The 18,123-nt window shown below is 47.6% G+C and carries 18 protein-coding genes; 5 read left to right on the forward strand and 13 right to left on the reverse strand.

Annotated elements, in window-relative coordinates; genetic code table 11:
* Nucleotides 1–169: 169 nt before the first annotated feature.
* Nucleotides 170–634: a DUF441 domain-containing protein gene (locus tag OTK50_RS09095; RefSeq protein WP_003152447.1), complete on the reverse strand. Its 465-nt coding sequence runs from the start codon at nt 632–634 to the stop codon at nt 170–172.
* Between the two features lie 97 nt (nt 635–731).
* On the opposite strand from OTK50_RS09095, the gene ytvI reads away from it, so the two are divergent.
* Nucleotides 732–1,847, forward strand: coding sequence for a sporulation integral membrane protein YtvI (gene ytvI / locus OTK50_RS09100; RefSeq protein ID WP_088461273.1), 1,116 nt, complete (start codon nt 732–734; stop codon nt 1,845–1,847).
* Between the two features lie 31 nt (nt 1,848–1,878).
* On the opposite strand, the gene OTK50_RS09105 is transcribed toward ytvI, so the two are convergent.
* From OTK50_RS09105 to dnaE, 7 genes are all read right to left on the reverse strand, one after another.
* Nucleotides 1,879–2,262, reverse strand: a complete 384-nt coding sequence (locus OTK50_RS09105; protein WP_224223727.1) for an FxsA family protein — start codon at nt 2,260–2,262, stop codon at nt 1,879–1,881.
* Between the two features lie 111 nt (nt 2,263–2,373).
* A complete protein-coding gene (gene pyk, locus OTK50_RS09110; RefSeq protein WP_007613076.1) occupies nt 2,374–4,131 on the reverse strand; it encodes a pyruvate kinase in 1,758 nt (585 codons plus the stop codon).
* 39 nt (nt 4,132–4,170) lie between these two features.
* Nucleotides 4,171–5,130 (reverse strand): 6-phosphofructokinase, encoded by a 960-nt coding sequence (gene pfkA, locus OTK50_RS09115; protein ID WP_007408068.1) that lies wholly within the window; start codon nt 5,128–5,130, stop codon nt 4,171–4,173.
* 191 nt (nt 5,131–5,321) lie between these two features.
* Nucleotides 5,322–6,299: an acetyl-CoA carboxylase carboxyl transferase subunit alpha gene (gene accA / locus OTK50_RS09120; RefSeq protein ID WP_025285100.1), complete on the reverse strand. Its 978-nt coding sequence runs from the start codon at nt 6,297–6,299 to the stop codon at nt 5,322–5,324.
* Nucleotides 6,284–7,156 carry an acetyl-CoA carboxylase, carboxyltransferase subunit beta gene (gene accD / locus OTK50_RS09125; protein WP_007613077.1) on the reverse strand — a complete coding sequence of 291 codons (873 nt, stop codon included), beginning with the start codon at nt 7,154–7,156 and terminating at the stop codon, nt 6,284–6,286. Before accD ends, accA begins: the two co-directional genes overlap by 16 nt.
* Nucleotides 7,157–7,484: 328 nt before the next feature.
* Nucleotides 7,485–8,717 carry an NAD(P)-dependent malic enzyme gene (locus OTK50_RS09130; RefSeq protein ID WP_007613079.1) on the reverse strand — a complete coding sequence of 411 codons (1,233 nt, stop codon included), beginning with the start codon at nt 8,715–8,717 and terminating at the stop codon, nt 7,485–7,487.
* 139 nt (nt 8,718–8,856) lie between these two features.
* On the reverse strand, nt 8,857–12,195 hold the full coding sequence (gene dnaE, locus OTK50_RS09135) for a DNA polymerase III subunit alpha (protein ID WP_224223728.1): 3,339 nt from the start codon (nt 12,193–12,195) through the stop codon (nt 8,857–8,859).
* A 143-nt stretch (nt 12,196–12,338) separates the two neighbouring features.
* Here dnaE and OTK50_RS09140 point away from each other — a divergent pair, with 143 nt between their 5' ends.
* The 3 genes from OTK50_RS09140 (at nt 12,339) to OTK50_RS09150 (ending at nt 13,477) form a co-directional block, all read left to right on the forward strand.
* On the forward strand, nt 12,339–12,680 hold the full coding sequence (locus OTK50_RS09140; RefSeq protein ID WP_003152438.1) for a YtrH family sporulation protein: 342 nt from the start codon (nt 12,339–12,341) through the stop codon (nt 12,678–12,680).
* On the forward strand, nt 12,677–13,180 hold the full coding sequence (ytrI, locus tag OTK50_RS09145; RefSeq protein WP_007408062.1) for a sporulation membrane protein YtrI: 504 nt from the start codon (nt 12,677–12,679) through the stop codon (nt 13,178–13,180). The genes OTK50_RS09140 and ytrI overlap by 4 nt, the downstream gene beginning before the upstream one ends.
* Before the next feature lie 105 nt (nt 13,181–13,285).
* On the forward strand, nt 13,286–13,477 hold the full coding sequence (locus tag OTK50_RS09150) for a hypothetical protein (RefSeq protein WP_007408061.1): 192 nt from the start codon (nt 13,286–13,288) through the stop codon (nt 13,475–13,477).
* Nucleotides 13,478–13,494: 17 nt separating this feature from the next.
* On the opposite strand, the gene OTK50_RS09155 is transcribed toward OTK50_RS09150, so the two are convergent.
* The gene (locus OTK50_RS09155) at nt 13,495–14,436 is read right to left on the reverse strand and encodes a DHH family phosphoesterase (RefSeq protein ID WP_003152435.1); all 942 of its coding nucleotides are present in this window, start codon (nt 14,434–14,436) and stop codon (nt 13,495–13,497) included.
* Nucleotides 14,437–14,552: 116 nt separating this feature from the next.
* Here OTK50_RS09155 and OTK50_RS09160 point away from each other — a divergent pair, with 116 nt between their 5' ends.
* Nucleotides 14,553–14,855, forward strand: coding sequence for a YtpI family protein (locus tag OTK50_RS09160; RefSeq protein WP_003152434.1), 303 nt, complete (start codon nt 14,553–14,555; stop codon nt 14,853–14,855).
* A 28-nt stretch (nt 14,856–14,883) separates the two neighbouring features.
* Here the strand turns inward: OTK50_RS09160 and OTK50_RS09165 are convergent, their stop codons facing one another.
* From OTK50_RS09165 to OTK50_RS09180, 4 genes are all read right to left on the reverse strand, one after another.
* Nucleotides 14,884–16,200 carry a CBS domain-containing protein gene (locus tag OTK50_RS09165; protein ID WP_007408058.1) on the reverse strand — a complete coding sequence of 439 codons (1,317 nt, stop codon included), beginning with the start codon at nt 16,198–16,200 and terminating at the stop codon, nt 14,884–14,886.
* Nucleotides 16,201–16,338: 138 nt separating this feature from the next.
* The gene (locus OTK50_RS09170) at nt 16,339–17,025 is read right to left on the reverse strand and encodes a metal-dependent hydrolase (RefSeq protein WP_007613083.1); all 687 of its coding nucleotides are present in this window, start codon (nt 17,023–17,025) and stop codon (nt 16,339–16,341) included.
* Nucleotides 17,026–17,085: 60 nt separating this feature from the next.
* Nucleotides 17,086–17,853, reverse strand: coding sequence for an SDR family oxidoreductase (locus OTK50_RS09175; RefSeq protein WP_017418355.1), 768 nt, complete (start codon nt 17,851–17,853; stop codon nt 17,086–17,088).
* A 137-nt stretch (nt 17,854–17,990) separates the two neighbouring features.
* On the reverse strand, nt 17,991–18,119 hold the full coding sequence (locus tag OTK50_RS09180; protein ID WP_257993795.1) for a hypothetical protein: 129 nt from the start codon (nt 18,117–18,119) through the stop codon (nt 17,991–17,993).
* Nucleotides 18,120–18,123 lie beyond the last annotated feature (4 nt).

Here is an 18,123-nt window from a genome sequence, read left to right on the forward strand (position 1 = left end):
CACTGTTTTCGCTCCATGTGCGCCGTCAATCCCGAAGTTCTTTGTTACATGGTAAGCCACTTCATTCATCGCAATAATGCAAATAGCATTTGTCTGAACTACAAAATGCGCAAGTGCAAACTCTAATTTTCTCCACAAAAAAAAAGCAGCTTTACGCCGCTTTTTTACTTTACGAAGTGAATATTTTAACGATTTGCATGGCCAAGTAGGCGATTCCGGCGCCGATTAACGGGCCGACGGCGACGCCTCCGAAAAGCGCGACGGCAAGTATCGTGCCGATGACCAGCGCCGTTGTAATATGAGGGTCGTTTTCCAATAAGGTGAGACCGTTTTTGGCGATTAAGGCAACCGCGATCCCGGCACCGAGAGCGATCCACGCATAATATGATTTCATCGCTTCTCCGAGCTGTTTAAAACCGATATCACCTGTGGCAATCGGCACTAAAACGGCGATTGTAATGACGGTGACCCCCCAGTTGATGCCTTTTGACTGAATAACCGGAAATAGTTTCTGATCAAGACCGACAGCTTTTATCACAATGAGAAAGCCGACGGCAAAAAGCAATGACTGATTTTTGGCTACCAATGCGATGGCCAGCAATAATAGTAAAAATAAATTCGCTTGTGTAAACATCCTGAAAGCACCTTCTTTCATCATATCTGTATTCATATCCTTTTTTTTGACGAATAAACTAATGTAATAGGACGTGCCGACCGAGAGGAGGATCGATGTGAACCCGCACTATGCAACTGTTTTTTTCCGCGCGCTGTTTGTACTCGCTGCGGCCGGCGGCGCTTTAGCGGCCGGTTACGCCTCATTTCCGTTAACTTATCCGTTTCTGATCGCCCTTATTCTGTCATCAGCGATCATTCCCGTAGTTGACTGGCTGGACAAACTGACGGGGATGCCCCGGTCAGTCAATACAGTCATTGTCCTGGTCTTCTTTTTGCTTATTCTTCTTGGCGCGGCGACATTTCTCGTTGCGGAAATCATTTCGGGAACCGCCTATCTGGCCAAAACGCTCCCTCCTCATATCAGCGCCTTTATGACGTATTGTGAAGAGCTGTTCACTTCCCGCATTCAGCCATTGTACCACGAGCTGACCGTCCTATTTAACGGGCTGGAAACCAATCAGCAGGCATCCATCGTGACGCATATTCAGACCCTCGGTGATACAGCCGCTAAAAATGCGGGGCTGATGCTTTCACATCTTTTGGAGCTGGTGCCGAAATGGATTGCCTTCCTTCCCAATACAGCTGCCGTCTTCATTTTCGCAATGCTGGCGACTTTTTTTATGACAAAGGACTGGCATAAGCTGAAGGCGCTTCTTTATTCCATTCTTCCGGAACGGGTTTCGGCAAACGCCAGGGCCGTATCGGGAGAGCTGAAAAAAGCGATGGCAGGTTTCATTAAGGCGCAGGCCGTGCTCATCCTTTTCACGATGATCATTGTCTTTATCGGACTTTCTCTTCTAGGGATTGAGCATGCGGCAACCATCGCCTTTTTTATCGGCCTGGTGGACCTTCTCCCGTATCTCGGCGCCGGGTCGGTCTTTGTTCCCTGGATTATGTATTTGGCCATTGCCGGTCAGCTTCCTCAAGCGATCGGTCTCGGTGTTTTATATATTGTCGTTCTCATTCAGCGCCAGCTGACGGAGCCGAAAATTTTAAGCAAGTCAATCGGACTTGATCCGCTTGCGACCTTAATCGCCCTGTTTGCCGGCTTTAAACTGTTCGGAATTTTAGGACTGGCTGCGGGGCCCGCGCTGCTCGTTTTCATTCAGGCCTTTATCACAACGGGGGCTTTAAAAGAAATATGGGCCTATATTACTGTTCAATCCAAATAAAAACAGCAGCCCTGTAAGAAGGCTGCCGTTTTTATTTGATAATGATCCGCTTGTTTTTTGACATTCCTCTCAGCCATTTGAACAAAAGCGGCTTCATGCGGTTCCGAGTGAACGGAATCAGAAGACAGGCCCCTGCAATATCGGACAGAAAACCCGGAAGCATCAAAAGCAGGCCTCCGAAAAAGACGCATATTCCGTCAAGAAGCGCTTCCCCCGGCATTTTGCCGTGCTGCAGGTCGCGCATCACCCGATGGTACACATCGGTTCCCTGTCTTTTTGCCACCAAGGCGCCTAACACGCCTGTCAAAATGATAAGAAGGAAGGTCGGAAAAATACCGAGCCATTTTCCCGCCAGCAGAAACAAGCTGATTTCAATTGCCGGACACACGATAAACAGTAAGAATAACACTCTCATTTTTCTGCCCTCCTGCCCTTCTAAAAGCGCGTCACCGCCCGCATGGGAATAGGAAAATCAGCCTAAAGACAAAAGAGAAGGGAGAACCCCCCCTCTCTTTTTTAAAGCTGTTTAAAGAACGCTTGCGCGGCCTTCATACACAGCGCCGCGGGCAGCGTCAACTGTGATAACCTGTCCTTCTGTTAAAACTGAAGTTGCGTTCTCCAGACCGACGATAACCGGAATGCCCAAGCTTAAACCGACAACGGCTGCATGGCTTGTCAGACCGCCTTCTTCAGTGATGAGCGCTGATGCTTTTTCAAGTGAAGCGATCATGTCACGGTCAGTGCTTGAAGCAACCAATACTGCGCCGTCTGTCATTTTTTGTTCAGCTTCTTTTGCATTTTTTGCAACAACGACCGGCCCGAATGCAGATTTGCGTCCGATGCCTTGTCCTTTTGCGATAATGCTGCCGACAGTGTGGACTTTCATCAGATTCGTCGTGCCTGATTCACCGACAGAACCAGCTGTAATGACAATCAGATCACCGCGTTTCACGATGCCGCTGTCAAGTGATTTTTGAACCGCGTCTTCAAGCATTTCATCGGTTGAAGTCGCGTTTTGGCCGCTTGCCGGGAATACACCGAATACAAGGCCGAGTTTGCGTGATACAGACTCATTGACCGTAACCGCTACAATCGGAGCCTGCGGACGGTATTTGGCGATCATACGCGCCGTATGGCCGCTTTCTGTAGGGGTGACGATAGCTGCCGCACTCAGATTGATCGCCGTGTGTGCAACTGATTGGCCGATCGCATCGGTAATCGTCATGCCGACCTGATCTCTGCGTTTAGACAGAATTTCTTTGTAGTTCAGAGATTCTTCCGTGCGTGTGGCGATGTTAAACATTGTTTGAACCGCCTCGACAGGATATTGTCCCGCAGCCGTCTCACCGGAAAGCATGATAGCATCTGTGCCGTCGAAAATGGCGTTGGCAACGTCACTTGCTTCAGCGCGTGTCGGGCGAGGGTTGCGCTGCATGCTGTCAAGCATTTGTGTCGCAGTAATAACCGGTTTGCCGAGCGCGTTGCATTTTTTGATCATTTCTTTTTGCACGAGCGGCACTTCTTCAGCCGGAATCTCTACGCCGAGGTCTCCGCGCGCTACCATTAAGCCGTCAGATACTTCCAGGATCGCATCCAGGTTGTCCACGCCTTCCTGGTTCTCGATCTTAGGAATGATTTGAATGTCAGACGCGTTATGCTCTTCAAGCAGTTCGCGGATTTCCAGGACATCCGTAGAACGGCGTACAAATGACGCAGCGATAAAATCAACGCCTTGCTCGATACCGAATACGATGTCTTTGGCGTCTTTTTCAGTAATTCCGGGAAGGTTGACGCTGACGCCGGGAACGTTTACGCCTTTTTTATTTTTCAGCGTGCCGCTGTTTAAGATTTTTGTTTTGATTTCATGTTTTTCCGGATTTGATTCCAGCACTTCCAATCCGATTAAACCGTCATCCAACAGGATGATAGACCCTGCTGACACGTCGTCTGCCAGGCCTTCATAAGAAACTGAGAATTTTTCAAGCGTTCCCAGCACCTGTTTCGTAGAAACGATAATTTCATTTCCCGCCTGAAGCTCAAGCGCGCCGTTTTCCATATCGTGCGTACGGATTTCCGGACCTTTCGTATCGAGGAGAATCCCCACGTTTTTGCCGAGCTTTTTGCTTGCTTCTCTGATGTTTTTGATTCTTGCGCCGTGCTCTTCGAAATCACCGTGTGAAAAATTCAGACGAGCAACGTTCATACCCGCTTCCATCAATTTTGTCAGCATTTCTACACTTTCACTGGCCGGACCGATTGTACAAACGATTTTTGTTTTTTTCAACTCGTTCACTTCCTTCTGAAATCTTCAGCTTCTTCCGCCTTAAATAGACAGTTCTTTTGAAAGCTGATACATGTTTGGTTCAACAGTATGTTTTGATTCTAAAATTTCTATAATATCATGGTCTACAAGCTTGTTGTTTTGTATACCTACGCAGCGTCCGCCTTTTCCTTTAAGCAGAAGCTCAACCGCGTAAGCGCCGAGGCGGCTTGCAAGAACCCGGTCAGAAGCGCTTGGAGATCCGCCGCGCTGGATGTGCCCTAAAACGGATACCCGTGTTTCAAGGTTCGTTTCTTCTTCGATGCGTTTTCCGAATTCAACTCCGCTGCCTACCCCTTCTGCAACGATGATGATACTGTGTTTTTTGCCGCGGTCGTGCCCTCTCTTCAAACGGCCGATAATTTCCTGCATATCGTAGTCCGCTTCAGGAATTAAAATTGATTCCGCTCCGCCTGCAAGACCTGCCCATAAAGCAATGTCGCCCGCATGGCGCCCCATCACTTCAATAACGTATGTACGCTCATGAGACGTAGCGGTGTCACGGATTTTATCAATCGCATCAATTACGGTGTTTAGCGCCGTATCAAATCCGATCGTAAAATCAGTTCCCGGGATGTCATTATCTATCGTACCCGGTACACCCACACACGGAAACCCGTGTTCCGTTAATTTTTTCGCACCCATGTATGAACCGTCTCCGCCGATGACGACAAGACCTTCAATGCCGAGTTTCTTTAAATTTTCGATTCCTTTTTCACGGCCTTCAACTGTTTTGAATTCAGGACATCTGGCCGTATACAGCTTTGTTCCGCCGCGGTGGATGATGTCACCGACCGAACCAAGCTCCAGTTTCTCTATTTTTCCGCTGATTAATCCTGAATAACCGTTATAAATTCCGTACACTTCGACGTCGTGGTAGATAGCTTTCCGCACAACCGCGCGCACCGCAGCGTTCATACCCGGGGAATCCCCGCCGCTCGTTAAAACTCCTATACGCTTCATTTCCTATTCACCTCAGCAACATATATATGTTAAACATATCATGATCATTGCCCTAAAACAATGAAAAGGGACGCCTGAGCTCCCATGAAACCTTACCTATTATACAATTAAATAAATTGTTTTTAAATAAAATTTAAGGAATATCACAAAAATCACAAAAAATAAACGTGAGCCATAGGCTTCACGTCTATTCAGTTTACCCCGATATATTGATCTTCAACCGAAACTTTCCCGATTGCTTTATATTTTTCATAGCGCTGTGAGATCAATTCTTCGGCGTTCAATTGAAGAAGAGATTTTAACGTTTCTTTAAGAATACCGTCAATATAGCCCGCCTGCTGCTTGATATCATGGTGAGCTCCGCCCTTCACTTCTTTAATCATATCATCAATAATTCCTAATTCTAATAAATCGGGCGCAGTAATCTTCATGGATTCGGCCGCTTTTTTCGCAAGGCTGGAGTCTTTCCACAAAATGGACGCGGCTCCTTCAGGAGAAATAACGGAATACGTCGAGTTCTCAAGCATCAGCATGCGGTTGCCCACACCTAATGCAAGCGCGCCTCCGCTGCCGCCTTCCCCGATGACGATACAAACGACAGGCACTGTCAGGCCGGCCATCTCGAACAGGTTCTTGGCGATGGCTTCACTTTGTCCCCGTTCCTCCGCTGCTTTACCCGGGTACGCTCCCTTCGTATCGATGAAGCAGATAATCGGGCGGTTGAACTTATCCGCCTGCTTCATGAGACGAAGCGCTTTGCGGTAGCCCTCAGGGTGAGGCATCCCGAAATTGCGGACAAGGTTTTCTTTCGTGTCTTTTCCGCGCTGATGTCCGATGACGGTGACCGGCATGCCGTGATATTTGGCGACTCCGCCGACAATCGCAGCATCATCTCCGTATGTTCTGTCTCCGTGACACTCAAAAAAGTCGGTAAACAGGTATTGAATGTAATCAAGCGTCGTCGGCCGGTCGGGAAGGCGTGCGATCTGCACTCTGTCCCACGGCTTCAGGTTTTTATAAATCTCATCCTGGAGCTTGCTGAGCCGGTCTTCAAGCCTTGCGATTTCAGCGCTTAAATCCATCTCCGAATCTTGGGTGAATTTTTTCAGTTCGGCGATTTTCGTCTGCAGTTCAATCACTGGTTTTTCAAATTCTAATCTTGCAGCCACTCATGCTCACCTCCTGTTTGGTGCATGTCCAGCAGAAATGCGAGTTTGTCTTTCATGTCGTTTCGGTGAATCACCGCATCAAGCTGGCCGTGCTTTAATAAAAATTCCGCCGTCTGGAAATCTTCCGGCAGTTTTTCCCCGATCGTCTGTTCAATAATACGTCTTCCGGCAAATCCGATCAAGGCGCCCGGTTCAGCGAAATTATAATCACCGAGAGACGCGAAACTGGCCGATACGCCGCCTGTCGTCGGATGGGTCATGACAGAAATAATCAGTCCCTGCTCCTCACTGAACAGTTTTAATGCAGAGCTTGTCTTGGCCATTTGCATAAGGCTTAAGACCCCCTCCTGCATACGTGCGCCGCCGGAAGCGGTAAAGATGATAAACGGGACTTTTTCCTCTTTTGCTTTTTCAATTGCAAGCGTGATTTTTTCGCCGACAACCGAACCCATGCTGCCCATTCGGAATGTTGAATCCATGATCGCGATCACGGCAGGGAATCCGCTGATGGTTCCTTTTCCGGTAACCACCGCTTCATTCAGCGATGTTTTCTCACGGTCTTTTTCGATTTTTTCTAAGTATTCCGGGAAACCGAGCGGGTTTTCAGATATCATTCCCTGGTTGAATTCTTCGAATGAATCTTCATCCAGGAGGCTTTCAATGCGCTGCTTTGCATTCATCGGGAAATGGTGCCCGCAGTTCATGCAGACGCGCAGGTTTTTATCTAACTCTTTTGTGAGCATGATTTTTTTACATTTGGAGCACTTTGTCATAATGCCTTCCGGAACATCATGTTTTGCCTGCTCAGACGGCACGGAAGCATATTTTTTCTTTTTTGTGAATATATCCTTTAACAAATGATTACCTCCCTTTTGTGAAGGGTTCTCTTCACTGCATGTCTTCCGATTAGATAGACTTAATAATAACTTTACCGAAACTATTGTACTTTTTTTGTCAAACGGTGTCATCCTCCATTCGACATTTTTTGCTGCAAAACAGACGGAAACGGACGGATTTCATACCGTAAAAAGCGTTGTTCAGCCTTATCTGTCAGCGTTTTCAAAAGAAATAAGAATTCTGCTGAAATTTTTTTAAGACCTGCCCTTAAAAAAATGCCAGCAGTCCGTATATTGAACAGCAGCGCGTTGTTTTTTTCCAACGCGCTGCCATTTCATTTTTGTGTTATTATTCGCCGATAACCGTGAGCTGTCTTGTTTTTTCAGCCACTTCCTCAGGATCGACCGTAATTCTGGCGACGCCCGTTTCCATCGCCGCTTTCGCAACAGCTTTCGCAACGGCAGGAGCCACACGTTTGTCAAATGGAGCCGGGATGACATAATCAGCGCTTAATTCTTCCTCTGAAACTAGGGAAGCAATCGCTTCAACCGCAGCAATTTTCATTTCTTCGTTGATGTGAGTCGCGCGAACGTCAAGCGCCCCGCGGAAAATTCCAGGGAATGCCAGAACGTTATTGACCTGGTTCGGGAAATCAGAACGGCCTGTTCCGATTACGCTTGCGCCGGCTGCGCGCGCGTCTTCAGGCATGATTTCCGGATTCGGGTTGGCCATTGCGAAGATAATCGGATCTTTCGCCATGCTTTCCACCATTTCTTTCGTCAGCGCGCCTTCGACTGATACGCCGATAAAGACGTCTGCATCTTTAATGACATCCTGCAGGGAACCGTCGTTGCGGTCTTGGTTTGTAAACTTGGCCACTTCGTTTTTCACTGCGTTCATGCCGGCCGGACGCCCTTCGTAAATCGCCCCTTTAGAGTCGCACATTACGATGTCGCGTACGCCGAAATGGTAAAGAAGCTTGATGATCGCGATGCCTGCCGCTCCCGCTCCGTTTGCCACAACTTTAATGGATGACATGGATTTTCCTGATAATTTCAGCGCGTTTACAAGTCCGGCAACGGTTACGATGGCAGTGCCGTGCTGATCATCGTGGAAAACCGGAATGTTTGTTTCTTTTTTCAGGCGCTCTTCGATAATGAAGCAGTTTGGCGCCGCAATATCTTCAAGGTTGACACCGCCGAATGTCGGTGCAAGCAGCTTCACAGTGTCAATGATTTTGTCCACATCGTTTGTGTCAAGCGCGATCGGAAATGCATCCACGCCCGCGAAACTTTTGAACAGCACCGCTTTCCCTTCCATGACCGGAAGTGAAGCTTCAGGCCCGATATTACCGAGACCGAGAACAGCTGATCCGTCTGTTACGACTGCTACCATGTTCCCCTTCATTGTATAATCATATACTTTGTTTTTATCGTCATAAATCTCTTTACAAGGCTCAGCTACTCCGGGAGAATAGGCAAGGCTTAAGTCGTCCGCGTTTCTGACTTCTACCTTTGCTTTTGATTCCAGCTTTCCTTGGTTTACTTTGTGTAAATGTAACGCTTCTTCTCTTAATGACATTCTAAACACTCCTTTTAAGTACTTTGTTATATATTCTGCCGCATAGACTGGTACAATCGCTGGAGGTGAAAAATTTCAGAATCTTTAAATAAGATAGCACAATTGTTTCAATTGTATAACAAAATGATTATTGTTACCACTATTTTAACACGACGTTTTCGCGGCCCAGCAGCTCTTTTAAACGGTATAACGCCTGATGGTCCGCCTGAATATGAAAAGTATCCGGCAGCCTGATCGTCTGCTTGTCTTTTTCATAATAAAGATAAACGCCGGTTTCCCCTTTATGCTCCAGTAAAATACGCTTCATCTTTTCCAAAAACTCCTGATTGTGCCGGCTGCCTTCGATTTTGATGTAAACAGACGGCGCTCTGTCTGCCTCCGTCTGCTCAAGAAGAGAGGCGGATGACATGATGAATTGTGTCTTCTCCTGACGCTCTTCCATTTTTCCGGCGGCGAATAAAAGCGCGCCTTCTTTTAACAGCGGAGACAGCCTTCTATATTGGTCAGGAAACACGACGGCTTCCATTTCTCCCGTTTCATCACTTAATGTGAGAAACGCCATATGCTGACCTGTCTTTGTCCGAATCGTTTTAATGCCCGCGAGCAAAGCGCCGATTGACAGCTGCCCCTTCGGCATCTGCCGCGCTGCTGTGATCACTTGCGCCCCCCTTTTTTTCAGGAGATCCCTGAAAGCAGATAAAGGATGGCTTGAGAAATAAACACCGAGGGCTTCTTTTTCGAACCGAAGCTTGTCCACGAGCGGAAATTCCTCAGCCTCTACATATTTTGGCTTAATGGAGAACGATTCTTCCAAAAACAATCCCATTTGGTCATCGTCTGCACGAAAAAGTTCAGCGTGCTCTAAAGCCACATCAACGGAGGCCAGCAAGGCGGCGCGATTTTGATTGAATTCGTCCATGGCGCCAGAAAATATAAGGGCTTCGATGGTTTTCCGATTCACGCTTTTTGCGGGTACGCGAAAGCAGAAATCGAAAAGATCCTCGAACGGTTTATGTGTTCTTGCTTTATAAATATCTTTCACTGCCGAGACGCCTACGTTTTTAACGGCCCGCAAACTGTATCTGACGGCTCCGTTTTCCGGCGCAAACGGAAAACCGCTTTTGTTTATTGACGGCGGAAGGACTTGAATCCCGCTCCCCTTCGCTTCATGCAGATATTGCGATATTTTGTCCTCATTGCCGATGACGCTCGTCAACAGCCCGCACATAAAATATAACGGATAATGCGCTTTTAAATAGGCGAGCTGATAGCCGATCATGCTGTATGCGACAGCATGGCTTCTGTTGAATCCGTAGTTAGCGAATTTTACAATCAGATCGTAGACCTCGTTTGCAGTGACTACAGAATACTCCTTTTTTATGCACCCTTCAACAAAATGGCTTCGCTCTCTGTCCAGAATGTCCTTTTGCTTTTTGCTGACAGCCCGTCTGAGCAGATCCGCTTCACCTAATGAAAACCCTGCCATGCGCGAGGCGATCATCATTATCTGTTCTTGATAGACGATGACGCCGTAAGTGTCACTGAGAATATTTCTTACGTCCTCGTGCGGCACTTCCACACGCGCCCGCCCGTGCTTCCGGTCGATAAATAACGGAATATTTTCCATCGGTCCCGGCCTGTAAAGCGCGTTAACCGCGACAATGTCTTCCAGTCTTGACGGCTTCAGGCGCTTCAGCACGTTTCTCATTCCTGATGATTCCAGCTGGAAAATACCCGTCGTATCACCGTTTGACAATAGTGAGAACGTTTTTTCATCCTGATAAGAAATCTCGGAAAAATCAATTTTCGTATTCGTTTCTTTTTCAATCATCGTTTTAATGGATTCAATAAGCGTCAGGTTGCGCAAACCTAAAAAGTCCATTTTTAAAAGACCGAGATCTTCCAAGTGATCCATCGCATACTGCGTTAAATACACGCCGTCATGTCCTTCTTGAAGAGGCACAACTTCCGAAAGCGGCTCTTTACTGAGAACGACCCCGGCCGCGTGTGTTGACGTGTGTCTCGGAAGACCTTCAATTTTCCTTGCGATCTGAAACACTTTATGAAGAACGGCGGATTCGGACAGCCGCCTGTTCAGCTGAGCGGACTGCCGCCTCGCCTCCTCAAGCGTCATTCCCGGTTTTGACGGAATCAGGCGGGCAAGCTGGTCGGCTTCTTTCGGGCTGATTCCGAACACTCTCCCGGTATCCCTTAACGCCGCCTTTGCGGCCAATGTCCCGAAGGTGATAATCTGGGCGACGTGCATGGCCCCGTACTTATTTTGTACATACTGAATGACCTCATCCCTTCTCGTATCAGGGAAATCGATATCAATATCCGGCATGCTGATCCGCTCGGGATTAAGAAATCTCTCAAACAGCAGAGAATGTTTAAGCGGATCCACGTCGGTAATGAAAAGGGAGTAAGCGACAAGCGAGCCTGCCGCGGACCCCCTTCCCGGGCCTGTCACAATGCCCTTTTCATGCGCGTACTTCATAAAGTCCCATACGATGAGAAAATAATCACTGAATTTCATGCGCCTGATGACGTCCAGCTCATATTCAAGCCGGCGGACAGCGCGCTCATCAGGAGTGCCGAAACGGAGGCGCAGCCCCTCATGACAGATCTCCGCCAAATAGTCATCGGCTGATTTGCCGTCCGGTGCCGGAAAAGACGGAAGCTGTGTCTGTCCGAGGCTGACATCGACCCGGCATTGCCGGGCGATACGCGCGGCTGCTTCAATCGCTTCCGGATGCCGCGTGTAAAGCTCTGCCATTTCTTCAGGCGTCCTCAAGTATAAGTCCGGCAGATCCCCGCTCTGATCCTCCCACTTCTCTCCGGCTTTAATAGCGCACAGACAGCGGTACGCATCTTGATCTTCTTTCTTGATATAACGGACATCCCCCGCAGCGCAGACAGCGATTTCCGTTTCGGCTGACAGGCGGAGAATCTCTTCTGATAACGTCTCATGTCCTTTAAACGGCTGGTACCCTAAATAAAAACGGCCGTCTCCGAACAGCTCCCGGAATCCTTCGGCAGCCCGGACCGCTTCTTCAAACTTCCCGGTTTGAAGCAGGCTTTCAATGTAGCCGTTTTCACCGGGCGTAATGGCGATCAGCCCCTCACGATAGCTCTTCATCCATTTTCGCTTCATGCCGCCCTTTGCCATGGATTGCAGCGCACTTGAGATTTTCACCAGGTTCTGATAGCCGGTGTTTGTCTCTGCTAAAAGAATGAGCGGGTGTGCTTCAAGCTCCGTATCGTCCGTGTATATAGAAGCCGTCAGACCGATAATCGGTTTAATTCCGTTTGATTTGCATGCTTTATAAAACTCAATGGCGCCGTACATCACATTTTCGTCCGTCAGCGCCAATGATGAATATCCGAGTTCCTTCGCTTGTGTAACAAGCTCTTTTACAGAAGCGGCGCTGTTTAACAGGCTGTAGCCGCTATGTACTTGCAGGTGAACAAAAGACAATGCCGCCACTCCTTTCCCATACGTTCATTTTGCCTTTCTACATTATAAGACGGGTTTTCTTAAGAAACAAATGTTCTTTTTTTGACTCATCATCATACTTGTCCGTTTCGCTCAATATGATAGAAAAGTGAGGTGGTGTATATATGGATCAGGAAGCCGGATTTATGGCGAATTTCATCAGCAGTTATTTTATCGCCCTCGGTGTGTTGCTCGGCGGCGCGCTGATCGGCGGCCTCGGAGCTTATTTATCAGGCGAGCCTCCGCTGACAGCGATCACAAAATTGGCGAACAGGCTGAAGATCTGGGCGCTTGTCGCAGCCATCGGGGGAACATTTGACGCGGTATACAGTTTCGAGCGGGGGCTGTTTGAAGGCAACACGCGCGACATCTTCAAACAGCTTCTTTTAATTATTTCAGCAATGGGCGGCGCGCAGACCGGCTGGCTGATTATTTCATGGCTGACCCAGGAGAATATGTCATCATGAGAATTCCCGAGTATTATAAAAAACCGGGATGGCAGCGTTTTTTTGCGGGAATGATGTGCGGAGCCATCGTCAGCTGGCTGTTCTTTCTGTTTACATACGGAACGTTTCAGGAAGAACAGGTGACGTTAATTGAAAAGCAGCGTGAGCACGCGCGGGATTTAAAAAACCAAATCTCCATCTATCAGAAGGATCTTCATAAATTAAATGAGGATAATAAGCAAAGACTTCTCATCCAAAGTGTTGATGTGAAGCTGATCAATGGGGAAAAATACAGAATCGCTCAGCCTGACAAGATGAAATTTGAGGAACAAGTGAAAGATAATATTTCTGAAGTCATCACAAAGGATATTGAAAGCGTGTATAAAACAAAGGAACTTTTAAAACGGACGATCGAAAACAAAATATACACCATAAATGAGAAGGAATTTAAAGCTGAAGTAAAGGAACTGACGATTTATACGAGGTTGTCTGTCGAAATTCATATTTCTTTTGCGACGTAATTATGTCATTTTTAAAAAATTTCCATAGACCTGTCGCTTTTTTCTCCGCTTTTTTATAAACTGTAGATGAGACATTTTCAATGATTCTGAAGGGAGGAAGGGAAAATGGAGGTTTTTAGTGAACGCCGCTTGGCAAAAGATCATGCAGCCCGAATCAGACAAGGCTATTCCGCATATGCAGAAACAGACACACTCGCTTCCCTCATAAAAAAAGAACTCCAAATCTGTAATCTCCGCGTCTACGAAGACCTGACTGATTTCGGCTGCTGGTTCATCCCCGTGACAGATGAACACTAAGAAAGAGGGTCTCCCCTCTACTTGTGTTCGTTACATACCTCTTCCAGATCAGCAAGAATCTGATCGGTTTCATCCCAGCTGAAGATGGATGCGCCGGCCGCAAGCGGATGTCCGCCGCCATTGTATTTCCGGGCAATTCCGTTGATGACCGGACCTTTTGAACGGAACCGGACTCTGATTTGATCGTCTTCTTCTACGAAAAACACCCAAGCGCGGATACCCGAAATATTTCCGAGTGTTCCGACAAGCTGCGACGCTTCAGAAGCGGTGGTTCCATATGTCTCCAAAATGTCTTTTTTAATGAAAACGGAAGCGACGCCGTTTTCAGACAGTGACACATTTTGATAAATAAAGCCGTTAAGCTTCACCACATTTAATTTTGTTTCATACAATTGATTGAACAGCTCTGACGATGAAAATGGGAACTCAATGAGCTCTCCCGCGTATTTTAATGTCTTTTTTGTGGTGTTCGGGAATAAGAAACGCCCCGTATCACCGACGATACCCGCGTAGATCAGCTCAGCTGCTTTCGTATTCAGTTTCCAGCCGTGCTGCTTTCCTTCCAGGTACAGCTCATAGATCATTTCGCTTACGGAGCTTGCATTCGTATCGACCCATAACAGATCGCCATACGGATCTTCATTTGGATGGTGGTCTATTTTCATGAGCTTTGCGCCGGAATGGTAGCGCTGATCGTCGACCCTGCCTTGGTTTGCGGTGTCGCACACGATGACAAGAGCATCTTTATAGGTTTCGTCATCCACCTCATCGAGGGAATATAAAAAAGACAAGGACGGCTCAGGCTGTCCGACGGCAAAAATATTTTTTTCGGGATACGTTTCCCGCAGGATTTCCGTAAGGCCGCACTGTGAACCGTAGGCGTCCGGGTCAGGCCTCACATGTCTATGTAAGATAATGGTGTCATATAATGATATGGTTCTGATCAGTTCGGATTTCATCGTTTTCTCCTTTTCGTTTTTATTCATTTAATCATACTCTTTATCCATGGAAAAGGAAAATCTTTCAGCAACGGTATAAACTGTTTTGCAAACTCATATAATGGAGGATTTCATTTATGCTGGTTTTTGTTTTTCTCATCGGGCTTTCTGCCTGCTTTTACGTGTATTACAAAGTAAAAGGAATCCAGACGAAACGGGCGCTGGAGAAGGAATGTTTTTCGGCTAAATCAAGTATGGCATTAGGCGCGCTGGTGCTTTTGTACGGAGTAAACCAAATGATTCTGTTTCACTCTGTCCTGACCCTGGTCATCGGCGGCGTCTTCATTTTAATCGGAGCAGGCAGCGCATGGGCCGGGTATAAAGCCTATAAGCATTATGAGCCCATCCATGCAAAAGAAGCGGAGAGGGACCACGCATAATGAATGCTAAGGGACCCGGGTGCGTCCCTTAACTTCTCTCCATCAGCTGCACCATGAGCATCGCTTTTGATACGATGCCGCTTTGGCTTGACACTTCCACTTCCATTTTCCCGAATTTCCGGCCCGCCTCTAAAATGCGCGGTTTCACTTCAATGACCGACTCCATCTGTACGGGCTTCAGGAAGAAAATCGTAATGCTTTCAATGACCAGCTCGCCGCGTTTGCGGGAGCGTAAAAATCGGCTGGCGGCCTGGGTTAAAATCGTCGTAAACACCCCGTAAGAAATCGTGCCGAGCTGATTGGTCATTTGCGGCGTAACTTCATATTGATAAACGGCCGGCGTTTTGTCATCTTCCTCTTCTTTAAATCCCCTTGAAACAATATCATCCAGCTTTTCCCCGACCTGAGGCTGCTTTTGAACCATTTGAAGCGCTTTTAAGACATCCTGGCGGCTGATCATTCCGATCAGTTTGTGATGCCCGTCTGTCACCGGAAGCACTTCAATTCCTTCCCAAACCATCATTTGAGCCGCTGAGGCGACAGATGTTTTCCCGATCACCGTGACAGGGTTTTTGGTCATTACTTTTTCAATCGGAACTGACCGGTCATGCCCCGCGATATCTTTCGATGTGAGGATTCCGTGGATTTTCATCTGCTGATCGATAACCGGGAAGCGGCCGTGTCCGGTTTCATAGTTTTTTTCGTACCATTTCTCCAGCTTATCCTTAGGGGACAGCGTCACTGTCCGATCTGCGGGCGTCAAAATGTCTTCCACGAGCACAATCTCTTTTTTTATGAGCTGATCATAGATCGCCCGGTTGATCATCGCGGCTACCGTAAAGGTATCGTAGCTCGTGGAGAGAATCGGAAGCTCAAGCATATCGGCCAGCTCGATAATGCTGTCGTCGGTATTAAACCCTCCTGTTACCAAAACAGCCGCGCCCGCTTCAAGCGCCTGGCGGTGGGCGTTGATTCGGTTCCCGACGATTAACAGGTTCCCCGCCGCCGTGTAACGCATCATCGCGTCAAGCTCCATCGCGCCGATCACAAACTTATTCAACGTTTTATGCAGACCGGCTTTTCCGCCGAGCACCTGGCCGTCTATCACATTGACGACCTCGGCGTATGTCAGCTTTTCAATATTTTCTTTTTTCTTCTGTTCAATCCGGATGGTCCCCACACGTTCAATAGTGGAAACGAATCCTTTGTTTTCGGCTTCCTTAATGGCTCTGTAAGCCGTTCCTTCACTGACTTTCATTTCTTTCGCAATTCTTCTGACCGAAATTTTTTCACCGACAGGAAGCGAATCTATGTATGATAGGATTTGTTCATGCTTTGTTGCCAAGCGTTTCACCTCTAAGGACAGTCTTCTGCTTTTATTATAAGGGTACGGGGGATTCATTCGCAATGAGACGCCCGAAAAAAGGCGGCATCACAAAAAGACCTTCTGAATGCTTGATTCAGAAGGTCTTTGACACATATGTCAGGCAAGCTCAATGGTCTCGCCGGCCGCCATGACTTTGCCGACGCCTCCGGGCAGACTTTCGGCGAAAGCGTCAGGGTCCTGTTCAATGACGGGAAATGTATTGTAATGAACGGGAACGACCTGTTTCGCTCTCAGCCACTCAGCCGCGAGTTTCGCATCTTCAGGCCCCATGGTGAAGTTATCACCGATCGGCAGAAACGCCAGGTCAATGTGATTCAGTTCCCCGATCAGTTTCATATCTGAGAACAGCGCCGTGTCCCCGGCGTGGAAAATCGTTTTGCCGTCAATCGTCAATAAAATCCCGGCCGGCATCCCCGTGTACGTAATGGTTTTGTTTTCTTCATCAGTGACCGCCGATCCGTGGAATGCCTGTGTCAGTTTCACTTTGCCGAAATCAAATTGGCGCGCCCCGCCGATATGCATCGGGTGGACCTTTAAACCTTTAAAGCCGAGATAAACGGCCAGCTCGTTCGGCGCAATGACGAGCGCATCGTTTTGTTTGGCGATCTGCTCTGTATCTCCGACATGATCATTGTGTCCGTGAGTAAGCAGGATGACATCCGCTTTCACTTCTTCCGGTTTCAAATTTGTCAGACTGTTTCCGGTCAGAAACGGATCAAAAATAATGTTATGGGTTTTCGTTTCCACTTGAATGACAGAATGTCCGTGATAAGTCACTTTCATTGTTTTCACCTCATAAAAAATTAATATTTATCAAGTTCCCTTTTTGACAAACGAAAAAACTTACAGGGATTGATGCCTGTTAATCACATTCAGCCCGCCTGTTGCTTCAATGACCGTTCCGGTTACAAGATCGGAATCTTCTTCACATAAAAAGGCGATGATTCTCGCAATATCCTCTCCGGTTCCGGACCTGCCGATCGGCGTCTTTTCTTTGCCGATTTTCCGTCTTGCTTCCTCTATAGACGCTTCTTTCATATCTCCTACAATATCACCCGGACAGACCATATTGGCCGTAATGCCTGATTCAGCTTCTTCAATCGCAATGGTTTTCGTTAACGAAGCCAATCCGACTTTAGCCGCTCCGAAAGCGGAACGGTGAAGCCAGCCGGGGGCATGGTCCGCTCCTTGAAAACCGTATGTAATAATTCGGCCGAACCGCTGCTGTCTCATGACCGGGATAACCGCTTTAAACAGATGGAAAACGGCGCTTAAATTCCCTTCAAGCATGTCATACCACTCGTCATCGGAATAATCGGCAAGCTTTTTGCGCTCAAATATGTACGGCCCGGCATTGTTAATCAGTATGTCAATCCTTCCAAACCGCTGAAGGGCTGCATCGGCGATCCGCATGAGATCTTCTTTCCGGGTTACATCGCCCTTAACGAATTGCAATCTGTCATGGCACCCGGGATAATCCGCCTTCAGACAGGCGACCGCTTCTTCGTCTTGTCTGTAATTCACTGTGACAGAAAAGCCTTTTTCCAGAAGCATTTCAGTCACTTTTCGGCCCAATCCCTTTGTACCGGCAGTGATTAGAGCATGTCGCACATTGAATACCCTCCCCAGGCAACGTTGCCGCTTCAATAAAATCAAGACGTTTCTCCCTCTACTTTACTATAAACAAACGGCAATATCACTTTTTTGCACTTCGTCCGCACGAAAAAAAAGCCGTCTTTACAGACAGCTTAATTTTCTGAAGGAGCAGAGGCTTCCTCCATGCCGACATAACCGCTTTCGTATGCCGCTGAGATGAGCCTGGCCGTTTCTTCACTTTCTTTTTCATCATAGATGTAACGGTCTTGTTCTTTGCGCATTCCT

It is taken from the genome of Bacillus sp. NEAU-CP5 (assembly GCF_026420705.1).
In the GTDB taxonomy this organism is placed as follows: Bacteria; Bacillota; Bacilli; order Bacillales; family Bacillaceae; genus Bacillus; species Bacillus velezensis.

Coding starts and splice junctions, on each gene's coding strand:
- ytrI (WP_007408062.1), top strand. CDS start 12,677: ATGAGAATTCCCGAGTATTATAAAAAACCGGGATGGCAGCGTTTTTTT.
- OTK50_RS09140 (WP_003152438.1), top strand. CDS start 12,339: ATGGATCAGGAAGCCGGATTTATGGCGAATTTCATCAGCAGTTATTTT.
- OTK50_RS09150 (WP_007408061.1), top strand. CDS start 13,286: ATGGAGGTTTTTAGTGAACGCCGCTTGGCAAAAGATCATGCAGCCCGA.
- OTK50_RS09095 (WP_003152447.1), bottom strand. CDS start 634: ATGTTTACACAAGCGAATTTATTTTTACTATTATTGCTGGCCATCGCA.
- OTK50_RS09155 (WP_003152435.1), bottom strand. CDS start 14,436: ATGAAATCCGAACTGATCAGAACCATATCATTATATGACACCATTATC.
- OTK50_RS09180 (WP_257993795.1), bottom strand. CDS start 18,119: ATGCGCAAAGAACAAGACCGTTACATCTATGATGAAAAAGAAAGTGAA.
- OTK50_RS09160 (WP_003152434.1), top strand. CDS start 14,553: ATGCTGGTTTTTGTTTTTCTCATCGGGCTTTCTGCCTGCTTTTACGTG.
- OTK50_RS09105 (WP_224223727.1), bottom strand. CDS start 2,262: ATGAGAGTGTTATTCTTACTGTTTATCGTGTGTCCGGCAATTGAAATC.
- OTK50_RS09130 (WP_007613079.1), bottom strand. CDS start 8,717: ATGTCATTAAGAGAAGAAGCGTTACATTTACACAAAGTAAACCAAGGA.
- pfkA (WP_007408068.1), bottom strand. CDS start 5,130: ATGAAGCGTATAGGAGTTTTAACGAGCGGCGGGGATTCCCCGGGTATG.
- OTK50_RS09170 (WP_007613083.1), bottom strand. CDS start 17,025: ATGAAAGTGACTTATCACGGACATTCTGTCATTCAAGTGGAAACGAAA.